The following is a 24,398-nucleotide window of genomic DNA, read 5'->3' as shown; positions in this document are numbered from 1 at the left end:
GAGACGACAATGATTGAATCTATATTGCGTCTCTCGATAAATAGACGCTGGATGATGATGTTCCTTGCCATGCTGCTAGTAGCAGTAGGGCTATGGAGCTATCAAAAACTGCCAATTGATGCAGTTCCAGATATTACTAACGTGCAGGTACAAATTAGTACTCGCGCTGAGGGATATTCACCGCTAGAAACCGAACAGCGAATTACTTACCCGATCGAAAATGCGTTAATGGGGATCCCTAAGCTTTCTTATACTCGATCACTATCGCGTTATGGGTTATCGCAAGTAACAGTGGTGTTTGATGAGGGCACAGATCTGTACTTTGCCCGCAACTTGATCAATGAGCGTTTAAACGCGATCAAGGGCAAGTTACCCAGTGATATCGAGCCGGAGATGGGACCGATCTCTACTGGTCTAGGTGAGATCTACATGTACACCATTGAAGCGCTACCGGATGCCAAACAAGCCGATGGCAGCGAGTTTGATGCAACGGCGCTTAGAGAGATCCAAGATTGGATCATTAAGCCGCAGTTAGCTCAAGTCCTGGGTGTTACCGAGATCAATACGATTGGTGGCTATGATAAGGAATACCATATCACGCCATTACCAACGAGCATGCTGCAATACGGTGTGTCTTTGGTCGATATAAAGTTGGCTTTGCAAACCAGTAACAATAATCGTGGTGCAGGCTTTATTGAACGAGAAGGGCAACAGCTAACGGTTCGCTCGGCTGCGCAGCTCAAGACCATTAGCGACATTGAGCAAGTGGTTATTAAGCATATTGATAGTGCGCCTGTCTTTATAAGTGATGTAGCCAACGTAGGCATAGGTAAAGCACTGCGCACCGGCGCGGCAACCCGTGACGGTAAAGAAACTGTACTGGGTAGCGCCATGATGCTGGTGGGCGAAAACTCACGTCAGGTGTCGCTGGCGGTTGCCGCTAAGCTTGAAGATATTAAAGCGTCATTGCCTGATGGCATAAAAGTAGAAGCGGTGTACGATCGCACCACTTTGGTTGATAAAGCAGTATATACAGTACAGAAAAACCTAGTTGAAGGTGCACTACTAGTTATTGTGGTGTTGTTTATTCTATTGGGTAACGCACGAGCCGCACTTATCACCGCAGCAGTTATTCCGTTAGCGATGCTCGCCACTATGACAGGTATGGTGCAAGCAGGTGTTTCGGCTAACCTGATGAGCCTTGGTGCACTCGATTTTGGTCTGATCGTAGATGGTGCGGTAATTATTGTTGAAAACGCTATTCGTAGGTTAGGTCAGGCACAGGTGCAAAATGGTGGGCAGGTGCTTCCTCGTAAGCAGCGTCTGCAACTGGTGTTTGAAGCGACTAATGAAGTGATCCGCCCAAGCCTATTTGGTGTGCTGATCATTACCGTAGTTTACATTCCGCTATTTAGCTTAACGGGCGTTGAAGGCAAGATGTTCCACCCTATGGCAGCAACCGTAGTGATGGCACTGCTTGCAGCCCTAGTTATTTCGTTAACGCTAGTACCAGCTGCTGTAGCGCTGTTTATGACAGGCAAAGTGACTGAAAAAGAGAGTCGTGTTATTACCGCCACTAAATCAGTTTATAAGCCGTTACTCATTGCAGCGATGAAACTGCGTTGGTTGGTACTCGGTGCGGCTATGGCGTTAGTGGGGTTCTCTATCTGGTTGGCAACGACGCTAGGATCTGAGTTTATTCCACAGCTCAATGAAGAAGATATCTTGCTGCAGGCGATCCGTATTCCGGGAACAGGTCTTGAGCAATCGGTAGATATGCAGATGCAGTTAGAAGATCGCATTAAACATTTCCCACAGGTGCTAAATGTGTTCTCTAAGATCGGTACGCCAGAAGTGGCTAACGATCCTATGCCGCCAAATATTGCTGACACCTTTATTATGCTAAAACCGCGTAATGAATGGCCTAATCCTAAGATGAGTCACGACGCTTTAGCGGCTGACATTGTAGCTGCTGTTTCTGGGCAACCGGGTAATAATTTTGAGCTGACACAGCCAATTGAGATGCGCTTTAACGAATTGATCTCAGGTGTGCGCGCTGATCTGGGGATTAAGGTTGTGGGTGATGATCTCGAACAGCTATTAGCTTCAGCTAACGCGATCCATGAAGTGCTAGAAAAGATCGATGGTGTTGCCGATCTGCAAGTCGAGCAAGTCACTGGTTTACCAATGCTCACGATCCAACCTGATCGTATGGCATTGGCTCGCTTTGGGTTAACAGTGGATCAGTTGCAAGATTTTGTTGCTACCGCAGTCGGGGGCGAGCAAGCAGGTACTATCTTTGAGGGCGATCGCCGCTTTAAAATGGTCGTGCGTTTACCTGAAGCGATCCGCCAAGATGTAGAGTACTTGCACGAACTGCCAATAATGCTACCATCAGGCGAGTATGTGCCGCTATCGGAAGTGGCAACGCTCGATATAGCGCCATCGCCAAATCAGATCGGCCGTGAAAACGGTAAGCGCCGAATTCTGGTTAGTGCTAACGTGCGTGGTCGTGATTTAGGTACCTTTGTTAGTGAGGCTAAACAGCAAATTGCTACAGAGGTAGATATTCCTGCGGGTTATTGGCTTGAATACGGTGGTACCTTTGAGCAATTAGAATCGGCAAGTCAGCGCTTATCGATTGTGGTGCCATTAACACTGGCGCTTATTCTAGGTTTGCTAGTCATGGCCTTTAGTTCTGTCAAAGACGCTTTAATTATCTTTACTGGTATTCCACTGGCTTTAACTGGCGGGGTCATTTCACTGTGGCTACGGGATATGCCATTGTCGATTTCAGCAGGTGTCGGCTTTATTGCGCTCTCAGGTGTGGCGGTGCTTAATGGCTTAGTGTTGCTAAGCTTTATTCGCCAATTGTATCAAGAAAAAGGCGAGCTAATACCTGCGATTATTGATGGCGCGCTAATTAGGCTAAGGCCAGTGCTGATGACGGCGCTGGTGGCTGGCCTTGGCTTTGTGCCGATGGCGCTGAATATAGGTACTGGCGCTGAGGTGCAGCGTCCCATAGCAACGGTAGTGATTGGCGGGATTATCTCATCGACGATACTGACGCTATTTGTGCTCCCCATTCTTTATCGTATGGGGCACCAGCGTAGTGAGCATAAGCAAAGTCGTCATAGGTAAGCGAACCCAGCAAGGGTGAGCGAAACTGTGTAGGCCAAAATAGCTTGATTAACAAAAGCCCTGCAATGCAGGGCTTTTTGTGAGTGTTAGTAACTACTGACGCTATGAGCTAAAGCTTACTGAGATTGATTCATGATCCAGTGACTTAATAGACGTACCCCATGCCCAGTGCCACCTATGGGCGTGACACCTTCATCTTTGGCAGCGAGCGCGCTGCCAGCAATATCGAGATGTGCCCATTTTGTATCGCCACTAAATTGCTTTAAGAACACTGCCGCAGTGGTTGCGCCTGGCCCACCATATCCCGCATTTTTAAGGTCGGCAATCGGACTTTTTAATAGGTCTTCGTAGGCTAAAGGTAAGCGCCATAGCTGTTCATCGACGGCGCGACCAGAGAAGGTTAGCTCATCGACTAGGGTGTCATCGTCACTAAATACTGCGGTATAACGTTTGCCCAATGCGCGTACTTTTGAGCCCGTTAAGGTGGCAATATCCACCATCACCTTAGGTTGGTAGTGTGTCCGCGCGTACCACATACCGTCCGCAAGGACGAGTCGACCTTCAGCGTCGGTATTGAGTACTTCGACACTGAGCCCCTCAGCCGTCATCAATACATCTCCTGGTGCAAAGGCGGTATCTGACACCATGTTGGCAGCCATCGCCATAACGCCGACGACATTGACATCAGCTTGCTGCAGAGCCATAGCTTTTATGGTGCCAAGTACCGCTGCGGCACCCGCCATGTCAGATTTCATCCGTGATATAGAGTCGCCTGTCGCCTTGATGTTGTAGCCGCCAGAATCGAATGTGATGCCTTTACCGACTAAGGCGATAGGTGCATCACTGTTGCCTTGCCAGTGGGCGATGACTAAACGTGCTCCCTCATGTGATCCACGGCCAACGGCATGCAGCGCCCCCATTCCTAATTTTTCAATCTGCTTGGGCGCTAAGATGGTGATCTTTACCCCTAGTTTTTTGAGTGCTTTGGCCGCGTCGGCAAAATCGACAGGCGTCATGGCACTGGGTACCTCCGAGGTAAGGTCTCGAGCTAAAAATACCCCTTTCTCAATGGCGGCGAGTTGCTGATATCTATCTGTTGCGGCACTGGGGTTCGCTACGCTGATTGTGTAGTGTTTTTCTGCAGGCTTTTTCTTAGTGAGGTACTTGTCGAATTGATAAGCACGCAGATTAATACCATGGGCGAGTTCAGCGGCAAAGCTGGCATTACTCACCCCATTGCTTATGTCTGTTGTGAGTAGGTGTATATTTTCATTATCTGTTTTTTGAAAGTGAGCGGTGATAGCTGCTCCGAGCTTGTTGATATCACCTGGCTGAAGTTGTGGTTCATTCCCCACGCCGACGACAAGTAAACGCTTAGCGTTAATACCGTGTGGCATGAGCACTTCAACGAGTTGTTTGGCTTCACCCGTAAAACCTTGCAGTGCTAAGGCCTGAGTTATCTGCTGTTTAGAGAGTTCATCAAGGTGTGTTAATTGTGGCGAAGTGGTTTCGCCCGTTTGGAAAACGACTAAGGTGTCGACGGTTTCAGGTTGCTGGTCGACAAACTTAAAGGTTTCAGCATTGGCAGCAAAAACATTCAGTAGGCTAAGGCTTAATATTGAGGGTAAAAGTATTGTTTTAGTTGGCATAATTGTCTCTAGATGACGCTGGATTTTATTTTTAGTTTGTATTGTGAGTGAACGCTGTCTACCTATAGCGTTAGGGATATAGTGTCTTAATTTGTTCAATCAGTAACACGTGAGCTATATGTCGCGACCGTGTGTCACATAAGTGTACAAAATGAAAGTTAGCCGAAACTGAAGCGGGCCAAATCGCAGCTGGCGTAAACTAGGAGGTTCGTTGGCCTTCTTGGAATGAATGGGTTTTCGATAAAGGGCTATAGACAGTCCCTAAAGCTAACAGTAAAAAAGCTGAGCGAACCCTTGCGACTCGGCTTAACGACTTAGGCATTCCACCTCATGTTGTAGAGCACCTATTAGGCCACTCAGTCTCGGGTGTGGCAGGGAGCTATAACCGCAGCCACTATATCAATGAGAAGAAGATAGCGCTTGATAAGTGGCTCGATGAGATACAGGGTGAGGCTGTTGTGGAGAGTGAGAAGGCTTTGTAGTTTGTTTTAGCATATGAGCAACTTGAGTGGAATGATAGTCATCGTTTAACCCTTTCACTTAGTTAGCCGCTACTTTTAGTTTTACATTGGTTAGAGGGATTTCAGTTCTTCATATTTTTCCGTGTGTAGCACGCATAGCAAAACGGGCTTTCCATTGCTGGAAAGCCCGTTTCAATACAACAAGTTAAGACGTTAGTCTTAGTTCATGCCGTACTTTTTCAATTTTTTGCGTAGAGTACCACGGTTGATACCTAGCATGTTGGCAGCGCGAGTCTGGTTGCCACGAGTGTGCTGCATGATGATATCTAGTAGAGGTGCTTCAACTTCACATAACACCATTTCGTAAACTTCTTCAGCTTCTTGGCCGTCCATTTGAGCGAAAAAGTTAGTTACTGCGCGCTTAACTGCGTCACGTAGTAACTGAGGCTTGATAGTCCCGTTAGCGGTTTCGATTTTGCCTACGGTAAGCTGGTGAGCTTCTGGTTGAGTTGTCTGATCAAACATTCGTATTCTGCTCTTTATTAATTCTTTACTAATTCATCAAAATAACGTTCCAACATGGAACATTGGTCTTCAACAGTTTCCAGCCGATTGAAGTCGGCTCTAAATGGTCTCTGTGCTTCTTGGTCCAGATACCATCCAACATGCTTTCTGGCGATACGTAAACCTTTGTACTCGCCATACAATGCATATAAGTCTTTGAGGTGTTCCAGCATCACTTGACGCTTTTCGTCCACTTCAATGGGCGCTAGCTTATTACCTGTTTCCAAGTAATGTTGGATCTCTCTGAATATCCAAGGCCTTCCTTGAGCACCTCTTCCTATCATTAGAGCATCGGCGCCCGTTTGGTCGAGCACATATTGTGCTTTCTCAGGGGTGCAGATATCTCCGTTTGCCACAATAGGAATAGAGACTTTCTGTTTAATAGCGCGGATAGTGTCGTATTCGGCGTTGCCTTTATACATGCATTGTCTCGTGCGGCCGTGAACGGCTAATGAGGCGATGCCACAATCTTCTGCTATTTGAGCTATTTCAACACCATTACGATGTTCTGGCGCCCAACCAGTGCGAATTTTCAGGGTCACAGGCACATCTACTGCAGCAACGACAGCTTGTAAAATTGCTTTTACTTGCTCTGGATACTGAAGTAGCGCAGATCCCGCTAGCTTCTTATTCACTTTTTTTGCAGGACATCCCATATTGATATCGACGATTTGAGCCCCTTGTTGTACGTTGACAACAGCGGCGTAGGCCATCATATCTGGATCGGCACCTGCAATTTGTACTGAGCGAATCCCATCTTCACCAGCATGTGCCATGCGCTGGCGGCTTTTATCTGTATCCCAAACCTCAGGATTAGACGAAAGCATCTCCGATACGGCCAAGGCTGCGCCATAGCGTAGGCAGAGATTTCGAAAGGGTTGGTCGGTGACTCCTGCCATAGGAGCCACGATCAGCTGATTCTTCAGTTGATAGGGTCCAATCTGCATTTATCATTACACCTTGCGCTTCAAAGGGGCGCTATAGTACGCCTTTTTCAAGCCTGTGAAAAGGTCAATAAATGACCTGAGAGCAACTTTTTTACTTGACTTTTGCTTGGTGAGAAGTAAACAGCGGCCTTGCAGCCGCTGGCTTTTACCGCTATTTACGGGTGCCTGTCAAGCGGCTCCAATCCTCTTTGTGAGCAGGTTCATCCATGACGAACCACTGTGCATAATGCTCACAGATCTCCTCGGCTTGCTCTTTAAGTAGGCCTGATAGCGCGAGCAAACCGCCTGGTTGTACTTTTTCGGCGATCAGTGGGGCTAATTCTCGTAAAGGACCAGCTAAAATATTGGCGACGAGGACTTCGGCTTTGAGGTCTTGTGGCTGATCTTCTGGCAAGAAGAGAGCTAGCTTATCGGCAACATCATTGCGCTCTGCATTGGCTTTAGAAGCATCAATCGCTTGGTAGTCGATATCGATACCTGTGACTTTAGAGGCGCCTAGTTTCAGTGCTGCGACAGCGAGAATACCTGAACCGCAACCGAAATCGATAACCTCTTTATCCGCTAAGTCTAAGCTGTCGAGCCATTCAAGACATAATGCCGTAGTCGGGTGTGTACCGGTACCAAAGGCAAGACCTGGGTCGAGCATCACATTGACGGCTTGTGGGTCAGGGACTTCACGCCAGCTTGGGCAGATCCATAAGCGACGGCCAAATTGTATTGGATGGAAGTTGTCCATCCACTCGCGTTCCCAATCTTTATCTTCGACCTGCTCAATTTTGTGGCTGAATGTCTCGCCAAGGTAAGGTTGAAGTTTCAACATCTCCACGATTGGATTGAGATCGTAATCGGCTTCAAATAACGCGGTCAAAACGGTATGGCTCCAAAGTGGGGTTTCGCCCAAGTTTGGCTCATAGATTGGGGTGTCTTTGCCATCTTCATAGGTGATCGACAGCGCACCAAAATCCATGAGCATATCGCTTAATAGGTCAGCATGTTGGTTGTCGGTATCAATTTTTAACTGGATCCAAGCCATGGGATCTTCTCTCTTGAGTCAATAATGGCGTTATTGTAAACCATGCAGTGGTTAAAGGCCGAGTGATCTGTAATGGTAATTTGTAATCAAGGCAGAAAAGATGGCGTTTCAAGCGGTTAATGCTACAAACTGGTGAGGATTGTATTGTTTGAAATGGCCGTTTAAATTATTGAAATTTATTGGTTAAATGGTTTTACCTATGTTTGTATTTTGGCAATTGTTTGTGATCGCCGTCAAATGATTGCATCGGCCTTGGTGAGCTTAGTCACGCTTTGTTTGTTTGAGTATTTTAAGTGATAACCTTACTGGTATGGTGTAGATCCCGACACTAGGCGTATTAAGATCATGAACGTTAAAAGCTTGCAATCTCACCATACCCATTATGCTTCACTTGGAAGCCCTTGGTCCGCAAAAGCAGACAAGGTACAGAGTATTACCGGTATCTTGCTTGGCTGCTTCTTACTGGCGCATCTGCATTTTGAATCGAGCATTTTGCTGGGTAAGGAAGCCTTTTATCATGTGGTGCAGTTTCTAGAAGGCGGTATGTTTAGCAGTACTGGTCACGGTTTTCCGATGGTGACTAAACTTTTCTCTATTTTTATCTTAATCGTGGTGATGCTGCATGCGCTGGTGGCGCTGCGTCGATTCCCTGCGCAGCTTGGTCAGTGGCGGGCACTAAGACGGCACATGAGTGGCATTAACCATAAAGATAGCCATGCGTGGTTTTGGCAGTTGGTTACTGGCTTTATTCTATTTTTCTTAGCGCCTGTGCATATCTTTACCATGATCACTAATCCAGAGATTGGACCGCATCTGTCGGCTGAACGTGTTTATCATGCCAACGCCTGGTTACTGTATGCCTTATTGCTGCCAGCGGTAGTGATCCACGCCATGATTGGTCTTTACCGTGTGGCGGTTAAGTGGGGATTGACGGCTAATAGAGCTGGGCTGCGTAAGGTTGCCAAAGTCTTGATTGTCTATTTGATTAGTATCGGATTACTGAGTCTTATCTCCTACATTTTGATTGGTCGAGAGCTGAGCTTACCTATCACACCATTTGTACCTTGATCGTGAGCACTGTGTCATAAATTAGTGTTTTATGAAGTATTCGATAGTGTTTTGATCTATCTCACGGTTTTGCTTGGGTTTGTGAGCGACATTAGGTGTAAGTGTTTTTGTTTTCGATGGAAACATCACTTATTTCTCGTACTGCGTGGGAGTATATATGTCGCTAAACAATAAAAAGAATTTAAGCGGATGGCTCGACATGAGCCAGAGTCTATCGGGTGTTATTTTAGCCGTGTTTCTGTGGACCCATCTGGTGTTGGTTTCATCCATCTTATTGGGTGAAGATGCCATGACTTTTGTCGCTAAAACCATGGAGCTGAGTTTTCTGAGTGAAGATGGCCATGGCTATCCGTGGGTGGTTTCACTTATCGCTATCGGTGTTGGCCTGCTAGCATCCATACATGTACTGGTTGCGATGCATAAATTGCCATTAAGCTTGCAGCAGCAGCGTGCCTTAAGGCAGCAGATGAGTGTGATTAACCACGGCGATACTAAGTTATGGGTCTGGCAAGCGATCACGGGTGTAGGCATTTTGTTGCTGTTACCCGTGCACCTTTGGTTAATCGGCAGTGCACCAGAAACCATTGGCCCTGCTGGCAGCGCCGATCGCATTTGGAACCAAGGTGTGTGGATGGTTTATCTACCGCTACTCTTATGTGTGGAGCTGCATGCCGCTATAGGTATCTACCGAGTGGCAATTAAATGGGGCTCAGAGCGTGCACTCAATAGCCGCGACAGAATTAAAAAAATTAAAACCATAGTTAGCGTTGTGTTTGTGGTGATTGGCATAGCATCGCTATTAGCTTTTCTCCCTTATGCATGATCGATAACTGATAACGTAAACCTTATACCTCACAACTCTACCGCCCTATTTAAGGAGCAAGCGTGAAACTGATATATACCGATTCTCTCGTTGTTGGCGCAGGGCTGGCAGGGCTAAGAGTCGCCATTGCCTCGAAAGAGCGAGGACTCGACACGGTCGTTCTGTCACTGATCCCCGCAAAGCGATCACACTCGGCTGCGGCCCAAGGCGGGATGCAGGCAAGTCTTGGCAATACAGTAAAAGGCATGGGCGATGATGAAGATGTCCATTTCCAAGATACTGTCAAAGGATCGGATTGGGGCTGTGACCAAGAGGTCGCTCGGATGTTTGCTCATTGTGCACCTAAAGCGGTGCGAGAGCTGGCCAACTGGGGCGTGCCTTGGACACGGGTAACCAAAGGCCCACGTGAGGTCGTGGTCAATGCCGAAAAGGTAACCATTGAAGAAGCTGAAGCGGCTCACGGACTCATTAATGCGCGTGATTTTGGTGGAACCAAGAAGTGGCGCACTTGTTATACGGCAGATGGCACTGGTCACTCATTGCTTTACGCCGTTGACAATAAAGCGATTTCATTAGACATCCCTGTCCATGAGCGTATTGAAGCCTTGTCACTGATCCATGATGGTTCGCGTTGTCATGGTGTGGTGGCACGCTGCCTTATTACTGGAGAGCTTAGAGCTTATATCGCCAAGTCGACCACCATTGCGACAGGTGGTTATGGGCGTATCTATGAGGTTTCAACCAATGCGATTATCTGTGAAGGTATTGGTCAGGCGCTGGCACTAGAAACCGGTGTGGCCAAACTGGGTAATATGGAAGCGGTGCAGTTCCACCCTACAGCAATTGTTCCTGTGGGGATTTTGACCACTGAAGGTTGTCGTGGTGACGGTGGGTTATTACGTGACAAAGATGGCCATCGTTTTATGCCAGATTATGAGCCAGAGAAAAAGGAGCTGGCTTCGCGCGATGTGGTATCCCGCCGTATGACTGAGCATATGCGTAAAGGCAAAGGGGTAGATAGCCCTTACGGCCCACACCTATGGCTAGATATCACTTTACTTGGTCGTAAGCATGTTGAGACTAATTTACGTGAAGTAAAAGAGATCTGCGAAAACTTTTTAGGTATTGATCCGGCCAAAGACTGGATTCCGGTTAGACCAACGCAGCACTACTCAATGGGCGGTATCCGCACCGACGCAACAGGCCAGAGCCCACATTTGAAAGGCCTATTTAGCGTTGGTGAAGCGGCGTGTTGGGACATGCATGGTTTTAACCGCTTAGGGGGCAACTCACTGGCTGAAACCGTTGTGGGCGGTATGATCATTGGTAAATATGTTGCCGACTTCTGTGAGCAAAATGCCTTAGAGATCGATACGGCGCTGGTGGATAAATTTGTTACTCAAGTACGCAGTGAAATTGATGATCTGGTTGAAGGCCAGGGCAGCGAATCTGCATTTGATATTAAGCTTGAGATGCAACGAATTATGATGGACTACGTGGGGATTTTCCGTAACGGCCCCGAGCTTAATAAGGCCGTTGAAGCGCTGCAAGCACTGCTGCTTCGTTCTCGAAATATCGGTTTAACTTGTAAGAAGCGCCATGCAAACCCAGAGCTGGTGGAAGCGCTGAGAGTTAAGCGGATGCTTAAAGTTGCGCTTACAGTTGCGTGTGGCGCTGAGGCCCGTACAGAAAGCCGCGGCGCACATGCCCGAGAAGATTTCCCTCAGCGGAATGATAAAGATTGGCTTAACCGCACATTATCGAGCTGGCCGAGTCATGATGCCACGCTGCCAGCGCTTGATTACGAACAGCTTGATGTAATGACGATGGAGTTGCCTCCGGGGTATCGTGGTTATGGGATTAATAATGCCATTGCGCACCCAGACACGGAAAAACGTGAGCAGCAGATCATCGATATATTGAGTAAGTTGCCTGATGAAGCAGACAGGCATGCACGACAACATGCGTTAATGCCCTTTGAAGTCCCCCCTTCTCTGCAAGAGAAAAATGAGCGCCTACATGAAAAATCGCTGAGCAATCGCGCGCAGCTTGGAGATGAAACGAAATGAGCCAAGGCAGAACCTTAACCTTCAATATTTTCCGCTATGATCCGCAGGAACCGGGTGATAAGCCTAAAATGGTTAAATACCAGATTGAAGAAGCGCCTGGGATGACAGTGTTTATTGCACTTAATATGCTGAGAGAGAAACAAGATCCTTCACTGCAGTTCGATTTTGTTTGCCGAGCAGGGATCTGTGGCAGTTGTGCCATGGTGATTAATGGGTTTCCCACCCTCGCGTGTCGTACCTTAACCAGTAAATATCCTAAAGCTGAGATCACCTTAATGCCACTGCCTGGTTTTGAGTTGATTGGTGATCTGTCAGTCAATACGGGTAAGTTTATGCGGGAGCTCGCTGAGCGTTTAAAGTTATGGTTGCATCCAAAAGCTGATGAAGTCGATATTCATCGCATTGAAGCCCCTATGGCACCAGAAGAAGCGGCAAAGCTGTATGAGCTGGAACGTTGTGTTGAGTGCGGTGTGTGCGTCTCGGCCTGCGCCACCAAACAGATGCGCGATACGTTTGTTGGTGCGGTGGGCATGATGAAGATTGCTCGGTTTGAGCTAGATAGCCGTGATACCCGCAGTGTTGAAGACTTCTATCATGTGATTGGCAATCAAGATGGGGTATTTGGGTGTATGACCTTGCTTGGTTGCCAGGATAACTGCCCCAAAGATCTACCGCATATGCAGCAAATCGCTTATTTGAGACGTAAAATGGCGACCGCTTTGGTTTAGTCCACTTCTTTACTATCCAGTAAAAAGCCTGCTAAATGCAGGCTTTCTTTTTAGGTCGATAAAATTTAGCATGAACAAACCGTTACCACTCGAGCGCTTTATTGATGCAATTAGCTGACTTAATCTTGTTTGTTCGTGTTGCCGATTGTGGCAGTTTGACCGCAGCAGCGCAGGAGTTGGAGATATCGACGGCGGTAGCGAGTGCAGGCCTGAAACGTTTGGAGAAAGCGCTCGATACCGTGTTGTTTATTCGTAGTACTCGCAGTTTACGCTTAACTGAAGCGGGGGAGCGTTACCTTAGTTACTGCCGCTCGGCCCTAGAAGATCTTCGTTTAGGAGAGCAGGCGCTTGCCAGTATTAAAGATAAAATTTCAGGTACATTAAGTATCGCGTTACCTTCTGATGCCGGGCGCAACTTTATTTTGCCTTGGTTAGATCTATTGATGGATGAACATCCGCAGTTGCAGCTAAGGCTTCATCTAGCCGATAGCTTGACCGACTTTTATCATGACAAAATTGATGTGGCGCTGCGTTCAGGCAATCCTAAAGATTCTAATTTAGTCGCCTTTAAAATTTGCTCTGCCCAGCGTGTGTTGTGCGCCTCGCCTGACTATATAAACCGCTATGGCAAGGTCGCAACACTTACCGATCTAGAAAAACATAACTGTTTGTTTTTTATGTTAGATGATCGGAGACATGATCAGTGGTGTTTCTATCAAGATGGACTGGCGCACAAGGTACGGGTATCGGGAAATCGAACATGTAATGATGCTGAAGTTGCGCGCAAGTGGGCGATTGCAGGAAAGGGGGTGGTATATAAATCATCGTTAGATTTAGCCGATGATCTTGCGAGCGGTCGGCTGGTACCATTGCTTGAGCAGTATACTGGTGAAAGTGCGGATCTCTATCTTGTCTGCCCTGGTCGGCAGCATGTCACGCCGCTGGTGTTATTGTTGCGGGATCATCTGCGTTTACTGTGTCAGCAAAGAATGAATCACTTTTTCAATAAACAGTGAATGGTCACGCTATAAAAAATGCCGCTGAACTCAGTTGAGTTAGCGGCATTTTTCGTGAAGCTTTTTGATTAGCTCTTAGCGCGTTTCATTGCAGTAAAGAACTCATCATTGGTCTTGGTCATTGCCAGCTTATCGATAAGGAATTCCATACCGCTAACCTCATCCATTGGATTAAGGATTTTACGTAGGATCCACATCTTCTGTAGCTCATCAGGTGTGGTCAATTTCTCTTCACGACGAGTACCAGAGCGATTAAAGTCAATTGCTGGGAAAACACGTTTTTCAGCAGCTTTACGAGAAAGGTGTAACTCTTGGTTACCAGTACCTTTAAATTCTTCGTAAATAACTTCATCCATTTTGGAGCCAGTATCAACCAATGCTGTCGCAATAATGGTTAAGCTACCGCCATGTTCAATGTTACGTGCAGCACCGAAGAAGCGCTTTGGACGATGTAGTGCGTTAGCATCAACACCACCAGTAAGTACCTTACCTGATGATGGGATAACCGTATTGTACGCACGAGCAAGACGGGTGATTGAATCAAGTAAGATAACAACATCTTTCTTGTGTTCAACCAAACGCTTGGCTTTCTCAATAACCATTTCCGCTACTTGTACGTGACGGCTGGCTGGTTCATCGAAGGTCGAAGCAATAACTTCACCTTTTACCATGCGTTGCATTTCTGTGACTTCTTCAGGACGTTCGTCAATTAGCAGTACCATCAACACCACTTCAGGGTTGTTGTAGGTGATACTTTGCGCCATGTTTTGCAGTAATAGTGTCTTACCTGCTTTTGGCGGCGCAACAATCAAGCCACGTTGACCTTTACCTATAGGTGAACACAGATCAAGAATACGCGACGTGATATCTTCTGTTGAACCATTACCACGCTCCATACGCATACGCTCTTCAGCATGCAGAGGGGTAAGGTTTTCAAATAGGATCTTATTACGAGAGTTTTCAGGCTTATCGAAGTTAACTTCGGTTACTTTAAGTAGGGCGAAATAACGTTCCCCCTCTTTTGGTGGACGAATCTTACCGAAGATACTGTCACCCGTGCGCATATTAAAGCGACGGATTTGGCTCGGAGATACATAGATGTCGTCTGGACCCGCTAGATAAGAACCGTCAGAGCTACGTAGGAAACCAAAACCATCTTGAAGAATCTCTAAAACCCCACCACCGAAAATATCTTCGCCGCTTTTTGCGTGGGCTTTAAGGATTGAGAAAATAATGTCCTGCTTGCGAGCGCGGGCCATATTTTCGAGCTTCATGTCTTGGGCGAGTTGTACTAAATCTGAAATCGACGTGTTTTTTAATTCTGATAAATTCATCTTGGTGGGTCTTGTTTTTTACGTGACAATGCCATCTTTGATCTATGGTAGTGCTGATTTAAAGAATATTGATCGGATAGCAAGGAAGTGGGTTAGTTAGAATGAGTCTGGTTATTAAAGTAGCACTAACGAGGCAAGGCGTCTAGAAATTTAGCGACTCCCGACACAATTACTTGATGAAGCTGTGTCGAGAATCACTTTCTATGAGCAAAATGTCATAGGGATCGGAGCATTAGCTGTTTGCTTCGATAAACTCTTTAAGCTGAGTTTTTGATAACGCGCCGACTTTAGTGTCAGCAAGCTCACCATTTTTGAACATAAGCAGCGTAGGGATACCACGTACGCCGTACTTAGCTGGTGAAGCGTTGTTTTGATCAACATTTAGCTTAGCGATAGTAACCTTACCAGCGTATTCATCAGCTACGTCGTCTAGGATTGGGGCGATCATCTTACACGGACCACACCATTCAGCCCAAAAATCAACCAGTACAGGGATCTCTGAGTTGATTACGTCGTTTTCGAAGCTGTCGTCAGTTAAGGTAATAATTTTATCGCTCATGATGTTCTCCAGTTAGGGTGCCATTGCTGGTTTGTTAATGGCTTAACCTGTATATTGGGACTGAAATTTGCTTTTCAAGATATTTTAGCGGCTTTCAGAGGTCTTTTTTTATTAGCCGCTATTTCAAACGATTGAGTTTCTTATTGCAACCCTAACTGGTATGCTGGCGCTATGAGCGAAACACATTTATCAAATCAAAAGTTTGCCGACTTTTCTCTTCATCCAGAGATACAAAAGGCACTAATCGAAAGCGGCTTTGAATATTGCACGCCAATTCAAGCATTATCATTACCGATTTTACTTCAGCACAAAGATATTGCGGGTCAAGCGCAAACAGGTACAGGAAAAACCTTAGCGTTTTTAGTTGCGACCTTTAACCACTTACTTACTACCCCAATTCCTGAAGGTCGTGAAACCAATCAGCCACGCGCTATCGTGATGGCACCGACCCGTGAACTTGCTATTCAAATTGCCAAAGATGCCAACTTACTTGCCAAACACACAGGCTTAAAAGTTGGTATTGTCTATGGCGGCGAAAGCTATGAGGTGCAGCGCAAAGTACTCGACAAAGGTGTCGATATTTTGATTGGTACCACGGGCCGCATTATCGATTATGTGCGTCAAGGCATTATCAATGTTAGTGCGATTCAGGCTGTTGTGCTTGATGAAGCTGATCGTATGTTCGACTTGGGCTTTATCAAAGATATCCGCTTCCTGTTTAGACGTATGCCTGATGCTAAGTCACGTTTAAATATGCTGTTTTCTGCGACATTGTCAATGAAGGTACAGGAGCTGGCTTATGATCATATGAATGAGCCTGAAAAAGTCGAGATTGCACCAAGCGAAAAGACATCGAAAAATATTACAGAAGAGATCTTCTATCCTTCACAGGAAGAGAAGATGCGCTTGCTGCTGACCTTGATTGAAGAGGATTGGCCTGAAAAAGCGATCGTATTCTCAAATACCAAGCACAGCTGTGAAAACCTTTGGGCATGGCTTGAAGGTGACGGACATCGTGTCGGTTTGCTCACTGGTGATGTGCCGCAAAAGAAACGTATTCGTATTCTTGAGCAGTTTACCAGCGGTCAACTAGATATCTTGGTGGCAACTGATGTGGCGGCTCGAGGCCTACATATTTCTGATGTATCACACGTCTATAACTATGATCTTCCTGATGATTGTGAAGACTATGTACACCGCATTGGTCGTACTGGTCGTGCTGGTCAAAAAGGGGCTTCAATCAGTTTTGCCTGTGAAGAATACGCGCTTAACCTACCTGCAATTGAAGGCTACATTCAGCATTCGATTCCTGTGACCAATTACGATAGCGAAGCACTGTTGGAAGATATTCCGACACCTGTACGCATTCATCGTAAGCATACGCCTCGTCCAGGTGGTCGTTCAGGAAGTGGCAAGCCACAAGGTGGTCGTCCTGGTGCTCGTCCAAGACGTCATGATAGGACACGTAGACATAGCTAAATGATCAGCTCTCCCTCGTTGCCGCGTTATGCGGCCATTACCTTAGGTTCAAATAGTTTTAATATGCTGGTGGCGCAGACCGTCGCCGGCAAACCTAAAGTCGTGGCCAAATATAAGCGTAAAGTGCGCTTGGCCGAGGGAATTTGTGCTGATGGTATGTTGAATGAAACCGTGTTTGCTCGCGGACTCGATTGCCTCGAGATGTTTGCCAATATGCTCGATAAAGAGGGAGTCAGTCGCGACAATATCGCAGTTATTGCTACTGCAACGCTTCGAAGTGTGACTAATGCCGATGACTTTTGTGCAGCGGCGTTGCCGATACTCGGTCACCCGATTGAGATCATTACTGGACTGCGTGAGGCTGAGCTTATCTATCAGGGTATGGCTGCCACTACTCATGGTGAAGGGCGACGTCTAGTTATCGATATCGGTGGCGCCAGTACCGAGTTTATTATCGGTGATGGTACGCAATTATTGCTTAAAACCAGCTTGCCGATGGGCTGTGTGACCTTTAACCATCAATTCTTTAGTAGTTTTCCCTTTCAACAATTGGATTTCGATGCTGCTCAACGCCAAGTTGAATTAGCATTAGGAACCTATCGTGGCGAACTGATTAAGTATGGTTGGCACGGCGTGGTTGGCGCATCTGGCACGGTTCAATCTGTGGTGGAATTGCTTAACGCACGAGGCTTGTCTGAGACCATTACTCCTGCAGTACTTAAACAATTGCAACAAGAGGTGTTTGCTCAAAGTGATATCAGCATGAGGGATATCATTGGTTTGCATCCTGAGCGCGCCCCGACTTTTGCATCTGGTATCGCTATTCTACTCGCACTCTTTAACCTGCTTAACATCGAATCATTGCATCTATCTGGTGGTGCCTTACGTGAAGGTGTATTACAGCAGCTTGCAGACCGTATTGTAAGCTAGTCACGACTAGCGTTTAAGCTCAGCTCCCCTCTTTTAATCTACTGATCTATCAATCTCATCTGGGTTAATTACTCAGTTAATTGCTGCTGTGGATAGTGTTCCAATCTTCGCTTTTGCTTACGTCTTGTTCTAAAGCCTGTCAAAAACTCATCTAGTTAACACTTACCTATTGTATATTGAAGATTGTATAAAATATGTATCATGTGTTATGGTTTTGTTGCATCCGAAAATCTGTACTTACGATCAATCAAAAATAATTCTACGCGGATGCATTACAACAAATTAGGTAAGGGAGAGGTTTTTATGTCTGGAAGTAATGCCCGCGGGCGCTTTACGCCACGGAAAACATTGGCGGCTATTGCTGTCGGTTCGGTGCTGCTAATGTCTGCCCCTGCAGCAATGGCTGTGGATGGAAGTAGTATCGTCAAGGGGCAGGTTGCCTCTAGCACAGGAAGCAATATTGCGAATGCGACGATAACGCTTAAACATAAAACGAAAGGTCTAGTCTACACGGTTCAAACCAATGACAAGGGTGAGTACATTCTGCGTAATGTTCCCGTTGGCAAGTACGACATTACGATTAGTAAAGATGGGTTTATTCAGTCTGAGCAGAATGATGTTGAAGTGACAATCGGCCAATCGATTATTCTTGATGGCCAACTCGCCACGCAAGGCGAGGACAATATTGAGCGCATTGCTGTTACCGGCAGTATGATTCGTCGCGTGGACATGGCTTCATCTACATCTGGAGTGACCTTTACTCAAAGTGATTTACAGTCGATGCCAGTTAATACTGGTTTCGAAAGTATCGCATTACTTGCCCCTGGTACTTCTGCACCTGGTGGCTCAAATTTCAAAGGTGCTTCGAGTTTTGGTGGGGCTTCAGCGGCTGAAAATGGTTATTATTTTAACGGTATGAATGTAACGAGTATTCGTACTGGTCTTGGCTCTATACGCTTACCTTGGGAAGCTATTTCTCAAACACAAGTTCAGACTGGTGGGGTGAGCCCTGAGTTTGGTGGAGCGCTTGGTGGTATCGTTAACGCGGTTTCTAAATCTGGTGAGAATGAATTTAGTTTTGGTACTGAAGTTCGTTGGGATCCATCATCAACGCGTTCAAGCCATGATTCGCTCTTCAACAGCGAAGGCGTTATTCAAACCAATACCGCTCAAGATAGTTACGATTTTAAAGAACTTCAATTATGGGCTAGCGGTGCGATTGTAGAAGACAAGCTGTTTTTTTACGGTTTATTTGCCCCTCGCCGTGAAGATCAAGACTGGGCTGGCTCAACCGTAAAGACCAATAGAGAAAGAGAGGAAGACCGTTGGTTTGCCAAGGTCGATTGGTTTATTAATTCAGATCATTCATTTGGTTTGTCAGCGATGAACAACAAACGTACTTGGACCAACACTAACTATGCTTACGACTGGGAGACGAACATTGTCGGTGAGCAAGAAGGGGTTGCGGCGCCTGGCGAAGATGGCGGGCAAATGTATAGCTTGAACTATAACGGCTATTTTTCTGATGATTTCTCGGTCTCTGCGGTTGTTGGTAGAACATCTGAAAACGTTGAGAATGTGGTCGCGTCGACCAATCCAAGTGTTTATGACTACCGCAATGGTTCATATCTTAGTACTCATACCAACTCTTCGGTATCAGAAGAAGAATACATTCGCGACCAAGCCCGTATCGATTTTAACTGGGATTTAGAGTCTCATTCTATTCAGTTTGGTGTTGACTACACTAAGGTGACAGTAGATTTCAGCTCTGGTCAGAATGGTGTTGGCGATGCGGAAGGTTGGTGGTCAGTTAAAACTGCGGGCGTAGATGATCGTTCTGGAGCGCCAGTGGGTACTGACTTTATCGAGCGTCGTATTCGAACCCGTTACACCGATTCAGAAGTAACATCACTTGCTTTTTATGCGAATGACTCATGGCAGGTAACGGACCAGCTCGTGCTTAATTTAGGCCTACGTTATAGTGGTTTTGATAATACCGTATCCGATGGACGCGAATATGTGTCTATAGACAATCAAATTGCCCCACGTTTACAGGCTATTTATGACGTGTTTGGTGACGGTAGCGCTAAGGTGTTTGCGACTTACGGACGTTATTTCCAACCTGTCTCCGCCAACATGAACATTACTCAAGGCTCATCATCTATTGAATGGTTTGAGTATTCAGAGCTAGATCAAGTTGACGCCAATGGCCAGCCAATATTGGAAGCTGATGGTTCGCCAAGTCGCGGTGCAATGTTACGCGATAGATATTGGCGCCAACGTGGTATCACAGAGCCTGGACTAATTGCGTCAGCGAATTTAAAACCAATGTATTCAGATGAGTTTACAGTTGGTTACCAGCAAGAGTTGTTTGATACCATGAGTGGTGGTGTACGTTTTGTATATCGCGATTTAGGTCGTAGCGTAGAAGATACTGATGTGGGCCCTGTGTTAGCGAAGAAGTTACAAGAGTTAGGCATTGACGATAACGTGGGTCAAGGTTCTTATTATGTGCTGAATAACCCGGGTGAAGCGATTCAAATGTCTTATGACTTTGACGGTGATGGACAAGTTGACGATGTTACCTTGTCTGCCGAAGAGCTGATGTTGCCAAAGGCTGAGCGTAAGTACCTTGCTATGGAGTTCACATTAGATGGCAACGTGACTGATGATTTAACGATTAATAGTTCATACACTTGGTCACACAGCTACGGTAACACTGAGGGATTGGTTAAGACTGATAACAATCAGGCAGATCCAGGCTGGACAACTTCTTATGACTATGGTGATCTGATGGATCATTCTAATGGTGACCTCCCTAACGACCATCGTCATTCGATTAAGATCAGTGGTGCCTACAAGATTACTGATGATCTTATTTTCGGTCTAGTAGCCAGAACTACCTCGGGACGTCCGCAGAGTATGTTCTCTCAACACCCTGATAGCGTAGATAGCTGTGCACCAGGTAATCCATGGGAAGATTGTATCAGTCGTTATTACGATCAAGCCTCGCACTATGATGAGAACGGAAATCCCGCTCCTCGTGGTACCGCGGGTAATTTACCTTGGGTGACCAATGTAGATATGTCTTTGATGTATAAGACTGAGTTACTTGGTGGTGGGTTTAGTGTCAAAGGTACTGTTTACAATGTACTTAATTCTGATACTGCAACTAATATTAACGAAGAGCGCGCCAGATACGCTGATACCGCCAATGGTTTAGAGTTGAATCCCGATTACGGTATGACAACCGATCGTCAAACTGAGCGATATTTCTCGCTAGTTGCTCGCTACGAGTTTTAAACATTATGACATGAGATAAAGGGGCCTTTTGGCCCCTTTTTTATTTAGAATTTAAACGCTTAATGATTGATGTAAATGGCGCAATAGCAAAACCTAATGCTTGCGAGTATTCTTATTAAGTCTTTAAAGCCAAGGTGCAGTCTGGATTTTTATGTATACATACGGTTAGTGTTTTATATTGTACATAGCAGGCTTCATTGCTGGTCTAACGATTAAGAAGAGAAGAGCTAGCACCTTACTTATTGCGATACGCCATCCCTCTTTTTACGCCTAACTACCACCTTCTTTTACATTTACTCACTAAATTTACATTTTGACGTAAAACTTATCAAAATGACTTTTTATTCACCAGCCTTAGTCGCATGAAAGTATTTTCTATAATAATTAGCTGTTTAAATTATATTCATTTTAAAACCTCTTGATCACTGACTTATTAATCGTTTTTTGTGGTTTTACATTCTTCTATCCATCCTGAGTATATTGCATACAAAATACAATATGTGATACAAGTGTTGCCGCCTCGTAATGTCGCTGTAAATAATTGCCGCGCCACTGAAGCAATAAACCTATAAAAAAAGATTTGGGAGAACGGAAGCATGAAGTTTAATAAGATAGCTAAACTAGTGAGTTTGGCTTGTGGTGGTGTCGCTGCATTGTCTATGCCTGCGCATTCGGTTGAAGCTGATACAGACAAAAATGTTGAACGTATTGAAGTGACTGGCTCACGCCTAAAACGTGTCGATATGGAAGGTGCAAACCCTGTCACGACCATTACTGCAGACGATATGGCTACCGCTGGTTTTTCTACAGTAGGTGACGCACTACGCGCATCGACATTGAACTCGTTTGGCTCTTACGGCGGCACATCGAACAACAGCTGGTCGTCTCAAGCGACGATTCAGCTAAAAGGCGCCGATGCTAGCCACACTCTCACCTTACTTAACGGTAAGCGTATGGCTAAGTCACCTGTTTTAGGTGGTGGTGCCACCAACATTAATACCATCCCTACAGCGGCTGTTGAACGCATCGAGATTCTATCCGATGGGGCATCAGCGATTTACGGTACCGATGCGATAGCCGGTGTGATCAACATTATCTTAAAGAAAGACTTTGAAGGTGTTGAAGTTAAATTGCGTGCAGAGGAGCCAGATGCTGACGGTGGCGGAGATAATCATTCTGCTTCATTTACTGGTGGGTTGAGCTCTGATAAGGGCAACTTAATGTTCACGATTGAGCATTTTAAAAAGTCAGGCATATTGTTTGCTGATCGCCCCTATACAGCAGCGCATGTCAAAGATGGTGAAGATCCGAGTGATTTCAGAAGCTGGATTGGCTTAAGTCAAACTGGCCGTACTATCGATATGGGGCCCAATGGTGGTTGGGAGTACCAAACGCCATTTACCAATACAGGTTTAGACTGTAAAGATGTCTATGGTGACAATTTTACTGGCCCACTCAATGACAGTAACTATGCTGGTGAAACATCTTGTGCGTACGACTATACAAAGGCTGCTTACAATGATGTTGATCAGGAGCGCACCTCAACCCTTATTAACTACAGTTATGAATTAAGTGATGATATCCAGTTAACAGCTCGCGCTTACTGGGCATCAAACAAGACTACTGATGTGTCAGCGCCTATCCCTGGCTACATAGTGTTTCCACAAGCTATGCCTGCCTATACCACTGCAGAGGGGTTAGATTTGCGTGCCGTACCAGAAGGTGGTGCTATGTTGTACCGTTTCGACACGGCGGGTAATCGTGTGCGCGAAAGTACAGACAACATTTATGACTTTCTCGTCGGGCTTGACGGCACGACCGACAGTTTCGATTGGAACGCCTCTGTGTCATATAACAAATATGACGTATTCAAATGGGGAACGGGTTACCAGTTGATCGGTGCAACAACCGATCTCGTTGGCGCATGGAATGATGATACTAATGCGTTCGAGGGTTGGGACCCACGTGATCCTAATTCTGAAATGCCTGGTGGTGCAACGGCTAACTCTGATGCGCGGTTAACCAGCAGTGCTTTAGAGATTGATGGTGGTTTGAGCTTTGAACTATTTGAACTCGCTGGTGGCTCAACAGGTTTATATGTGGGCGCCTCTTACCGTGAAGAGGAGTTAGACTCTCAAGTTGATGCGCTAGATGAAGCTGGTCTGATTGCAGGCGGCAGTGGCGGTGCTGGTGGTAGTGGTGATCGTGATGTGAAAGCTGTGTTTATGGAAATGGCTTTCCCAATTCTTGACAACCTAGAGGTTAACCTTGCTGCACGTTACGATGATTACTCTGACTTTGGTGGTACTTTTAATCCGCAAGTCTCGGTACGATACAATGTGTTAGAGCCCTTGTTATTAAGAGCTTCGTGGGGAACAGGTTTTAGAGCACCGACTTTAGAAGATCTTAATCAGTCGACCAGTGTTGGCTATAACAATGTCACCAACTATCTTAAGTGCTATGAAGACGGTTTAGGTATTGATGGTTGTAGCATCGTTGATAACGTGCCTGTTTCTATTGAACGCAACGAGAACTTAGGCCCGGAAGAGTCTGAAAGCTATAACTTCGGCATGGTGTGGGATATTACTGACAACTTCAATATGACCATGGATTATTGGTCACTTGAAACAACGGGATTAATTGGGTCGTTGAATAACAGCGAGATAACCCGAACTCAAGCCGAGTTGTGGAAGGCTGCTGATGATGCCGGTCAACCGCGTCCAGATGTGAGTGCCATTTATCCTGGGACATCAATATCGCAAAATGGTGCAGGTAAGTTAACTGCGATGACCAATGTATTACAAAACATTGGTTTGAGTGAGCGCCAAGGTATCGATACTAAGTTTGCAGCAACGTTTGATTCAGAAGTGGGAGAGTTTAAGTTAGGTCTTGCTTGGTCTCATTACCTAAAATATACCGACTCTAGTCCAGAAGCTGGTGTGCAGACGATTTCACGTAACTGGAGCGGTACTCAAGATTATCCAGATGACCGTGTTAACTTCACTGCAAACTACTTGCTAGGTGATCATAGTGTGTACTATCAAGCAGATTATGTGGATCATCAGTCAACTACCGATACTAATGATGACGGTTCTCGCTACGAGATTGATTCAGTCATCTATCATACCCTAAGCTATTCTTATGCGACGCCATGGCGTAGCACTGTTTCTGCAGGTATCAACAACCTTACTGATGAAGATCCAAGGTTTGATGCGTACGGTGGATACAACGGAAGCATTTATGACATTATCGGTCGTTCATACTGGGTGTCATACACACAAACTTTCTAAGATT

General features: G+C 45.9%; 16 protein-coding genes. 10 read left to right on the top strand and 6 right to left on the bottom strand.

Annotated features, from left to right (window positions below; translation table 11 throughout):
- The first annotated feature begins 9 nt into the window (after nt 1-9).
- A complete protein-coding gene (locus BEL05_RS14395; RefSeq protein ID WP_069671569.1) occupies nt 10-3,141 on the top strand; it encodes an efflux RND transporter permease subunit in 3,132 nt (1,043 codons plus the stop codon).
- A gap of 116 nt (nt 3,142-3,257) precedes the next feature.
- Here the strand turns inward: BEL05_RS14395 and BEL05_RS14390 are convergent, their stop codons facing one another.
- The 4 genes from BEL05_RS14390 to prmA form a co-directional block, all read right to left on the bottom strand.
- A complete protein-coding gene (locus BEL05_RS14390) occupies nt 3,258-4,790 on the bottom strand; it encodes a leucyl aminopeptidase (RefSeq protein ID WP_028764505.1) in 1,533 nt (510 codons plus the stop codon).
- Nucleotides 4,791-5,470: 680 nt separating this feature from the next.
- Nucleotides 5,471-5,776 (bottom strand): DNA-binding transcriptional regulator Fis, encoded by a 306-nt coding sequence (gene fis, locus BEL05_RS14385; RefSeq protein WP_011864135.1) that lies wholly within the window; start codon nt 5,774-5,776, stop codon nt 5,471-5,473.
- Nucleotides 5,777-5,793: 17 nt separating this feature from the next.
- Nucleotides 5,794-6,762 (bottom strand): tRNA dihydrouridine synthase DusB, encoded by a 969-nt coding sequence (gene dusB, locus BEL05_RS14380; protein WP_069671568.1) that lies wholly within the window; start codon nt 6,760-6,762, stop codon nt 5,794-5,796.
- A 151-nt stretch (nt 6,763-6,913) separates the two neighbouring features.
- Nucleotides 6,914-7,795 carry a 50S ribosomal protein L11 methyltransferase gene (gene prmA / locus BEL05_RS14375; protein ID WP_069671567.1) on the bottom strand — a complete coding sequence of 294 codons (882 nt, stop codon included), beginning with the start codon at nt 7,793-7,795 and terminating at the stop codon, nt 6,914-6,916.
- A gap of 345 nt (nt 7,796-8,140) precedes the next feature.
- Here prmA and BEL05_RS14370 point away from each other — a divergent pair, with 345 nt between their 5' ends.
- The 5 genes from BEL05_RS14370 (at nt 8,141) to BEL05_RS14350 (ending at nt 13,499) form a co-directional block, all read left to right on the top strand.
- Nucleotides 8,141-8,863 (top strand): fumarate reductase cytochrome b subunit, encoded by a 723-nt coding sequence (locus BEL05_RS14370; protein WP_069671566.1) that lies wholly within the window; start codon nt 8,141-8,143, stop codon nt 8,861-8,863.
- Nucleotides 8,864-9,020: 157 nt separating this feature from the next.
- Complete coding sequence (locus BEL05_RS14365) at nt 9,021-9,686, top strand: fumarate reductase cytochrome b subunit (protein ID WP_069671565.1); 666 nt, start codon at nt 9,021-9,023, stop codon at nt 9,684-9,686.
- Nucleotides 9,687-9,748: 62 nt separating this feature from the next.
- Nucleotides 9,749-11,755, top strand: a complete 2,007-nt coding sequence (locus BEL05_RS14360; RefSeq protein ID WP_069671564.1) for a fumarate reductase flavoprotein subunit — start codon at nt 9,749-9,751, stop codon at nt 11,753-11,755.
- Complete coding sequence (locus tag BEL05_RS14355; RefSeq protein WP_028764495.1) at nt 11,752-12,483, top strand: fumarate reductase iron-sulfur subunit; 732 nt, start codon at nt 11,752-11,754, stop codon at nt 12,481-12,483. The genes BEL05_RS14360 and BEL05_RS14355 overlap by 4 nt, the downstream gene beginning before the upstream one ends.
- A 104-nt stretch (nt 12,484-12,587) precedes the next feature.
- Entirely contained in the window at nt 12,588-13,499 is a 912-nt protein-coding gene (locus BEL05_RS14350) for a LysR family transcriptional regulator (RefSeq protein ID WP_069671563.1), read from the top strand.
- A gap of 68 nt (nt 13,500-13,567) precedes the next feature.
- On the opposite strand, the gene rho is transcribed toward BEL05_RS14350, so the two are convergent.
- Nucleotides 13,568-14,833 carry a transcription termination factor Rho gene (rho, locus tag BEL05_RS14345; protein ID WP_069671562.1) on the bottom strand — a complete coding sequence of 422 codons (1,266 nt, stop codon included), beginning with the start codon at nt 14,831-14,833 and terminating at the stop codon, nt 13,568-13,570.
- Nucleotides 14,834-15,065: 232 nt separating this feature from the next.
- The gene (gene trxA / locus BEL05_RS14340; RefSeq protein ID WP_028764492.1) at nt 15,066-15,392 is read right to left on the bottom strand and encodes a thioredoxin TrxA; all 327 of its coding nucleotides are present in this window, start codon (nt 15,390-15,392) and stop codon (nt 15,066-15,068) included.
- 171 nt (nt 15,393-15,563) lie between these two features.
- Here trxA and rhlB point away from each other — a divergent pair, with 171 nt between their 5' ends.
- The 4 genes from rhlB to BEL05_RS14320 all read left to right on the top strand — a co-directional run bounded on the left by rhlB (nt 15,564) and on the right by BEL05_RS14320 (nt 24,394).
- Nucleotides 15,564-16,871 carry an ATP-dependent RNA helicase RhlB gene (rhlB, locus tag BEL05_RS14335; protein ID WP_028764491.1) on the top strand — a complete coding sequence of 436 codons (1,308 nt, stop codon included), beginning with the start codon at nt 15,564-15,566 and terminating at the stop codon, nt 16,869-16,871.
- On the top strand, nt 16,872-17,801 hold the full coding sequence (locus tag BEL05_RS14330) for a Ppx/GppA phosphatase family protein (RefSeq protein ID WP_069671561.1): 930 nt from the start codon (nt 16,872-16,874) through the stop codon (nt 17,799-17,801).
- Between the two features lie 303 nt (nt 17,802-18,104).
- Nucleotides 18,105-21,104: a TonB-dependent receptor gene (locus BEL05_RS14325; protein ID WP_069671560.1), complete on the top strand. Its 3,000-nt coding sequence runs from the start codon at nt 18,105-18,107 to the stop codon at nt 21,102-21,104.
- Between the two features lie 596 nt (nt 21,105-21,700).
- A complete protein-coding gene (locus BEL05_RS14320; RefSeq protein WP_069671559.1) occupies nt 21,701-24,394 on the top strand; it encodes a TonB-dependent receptor domain-containing protein in 2,694 nt (897 codons plus the stop codon).
- The last annotated feature ends 4 nt before the right edge of the window (nt 24,395-24,398 follow it).

Source organism: Shewanella colwelliana, assembly GCF_001735525.1.
In the GTDB taxonomy this organism is placed as follows: domain Bacteria; phylum Pseudomonadota; class Gammaproteobacteria; order Enterobacterales; family Shewanellaceae; genus Shewanella; species Shewanella colwelliana.
The sequence above is the reverse complement of the archived record's forward strand: the minus strand, read 5'-3'. Positions and strand labels throughout refer to the sequence as shown.

Coding starts and splice junctions, on each gene's coding strand:
- BEL05_RS14395 (WP_069671569.1), top strand. CDS start 10: ATGATTGAATCTATATTGCGTCTCTCGATAAATAGACGCTGGATGATG.
- BEL05_RS14390 (WP_028764505.1), bottom strand. CDS start 4,790: ATGCCAACTAAAACAATACTTTTACCCTCAATATTAAGCCTTAGCCTA.
- BEL05_RS14330 (WP_069671561.1), top strand. CDS start 16,872: ATGATCAGCTCTCCCTCGTTGCCGCGTTATGCGGCCATTACCTTAGGT.
- fis (WP_011864135.1), bottom strand. CDS start 5,776: ATGTTTGATCAGACAACTCAACCAGAAGCTCACCAGCTTACCGTAGGC.
- rho (WP_069671562.1), bottom strand. CDS start 14,833: ATGAATTTATCAGAATTAAAAAACACGTCGATTTCAGATTTAGTACAA.
- rhlB (WP_028764491.1), top strand. CDS start 15,564: ATGAGCGAAACACATTTATCAAATCAAAAGTTTGCCGACTTTTCTCTT.
- BEL05_RS14325 (WP_069671560.1), top strand. CDS start 18,105: ATGTCTGGAAGTAATGCCCGCGGGCGCTTTACGCCACGGAAAACATTG.
- prmA (WP_069671567.1), bottom strand. CDS start 7,795: ATGGCTTGGATCCAGTTAAAAATTGATACCGACAACCAACATGCTGAC.
- BEL05_RS14370 (WP_069671566.1), top strand. CDS start 8,141: ATGAACGTTAAAAGCTTGCAATCTCACCATACCCATTATGCTTCACTT.
- dusB (WP_069671568.1), bottom strand. CDS start 6,762: ATGCAGATTGGACCCTATCAACTGAAGAATCAGCTGATCGTGGCTCCT.
- BEL05_RS14350 (WP_069671563.1), top strand. CDS start 12,588: ATGCAATTAGCTGACTTAATCTTGTTTGTTCGTGTTGCCGATTGTGGC.
- BEL05_RS14320 (WP_069671559.1), top strand. CDS start 21,701: ATGAAGTTTAATAAGATAGCTAAACTAGTGAGTTTGGCTTGTGGTGGT.
- trxA (WP_028764492.1), bottom strand. CDS start 15,392: ATGAGCGATAAAATTATTACCTTAACTGACGACAGCTTCGAAAACGAC.
- BEL05_RS14365 (WP_069671565.1), top strand. CDS start 9,021: ATGTCGCTAAACAATAAAAAGAATTTAAGCGGATGGCTCGACATGAGC.
- BEL05_RS14355 (WP_028764495.1), top strand. CDS start 11,752: ATGAGCCAAGGCAGAACCTTAACCTTCAATATTTTCCGCTATGATCCG.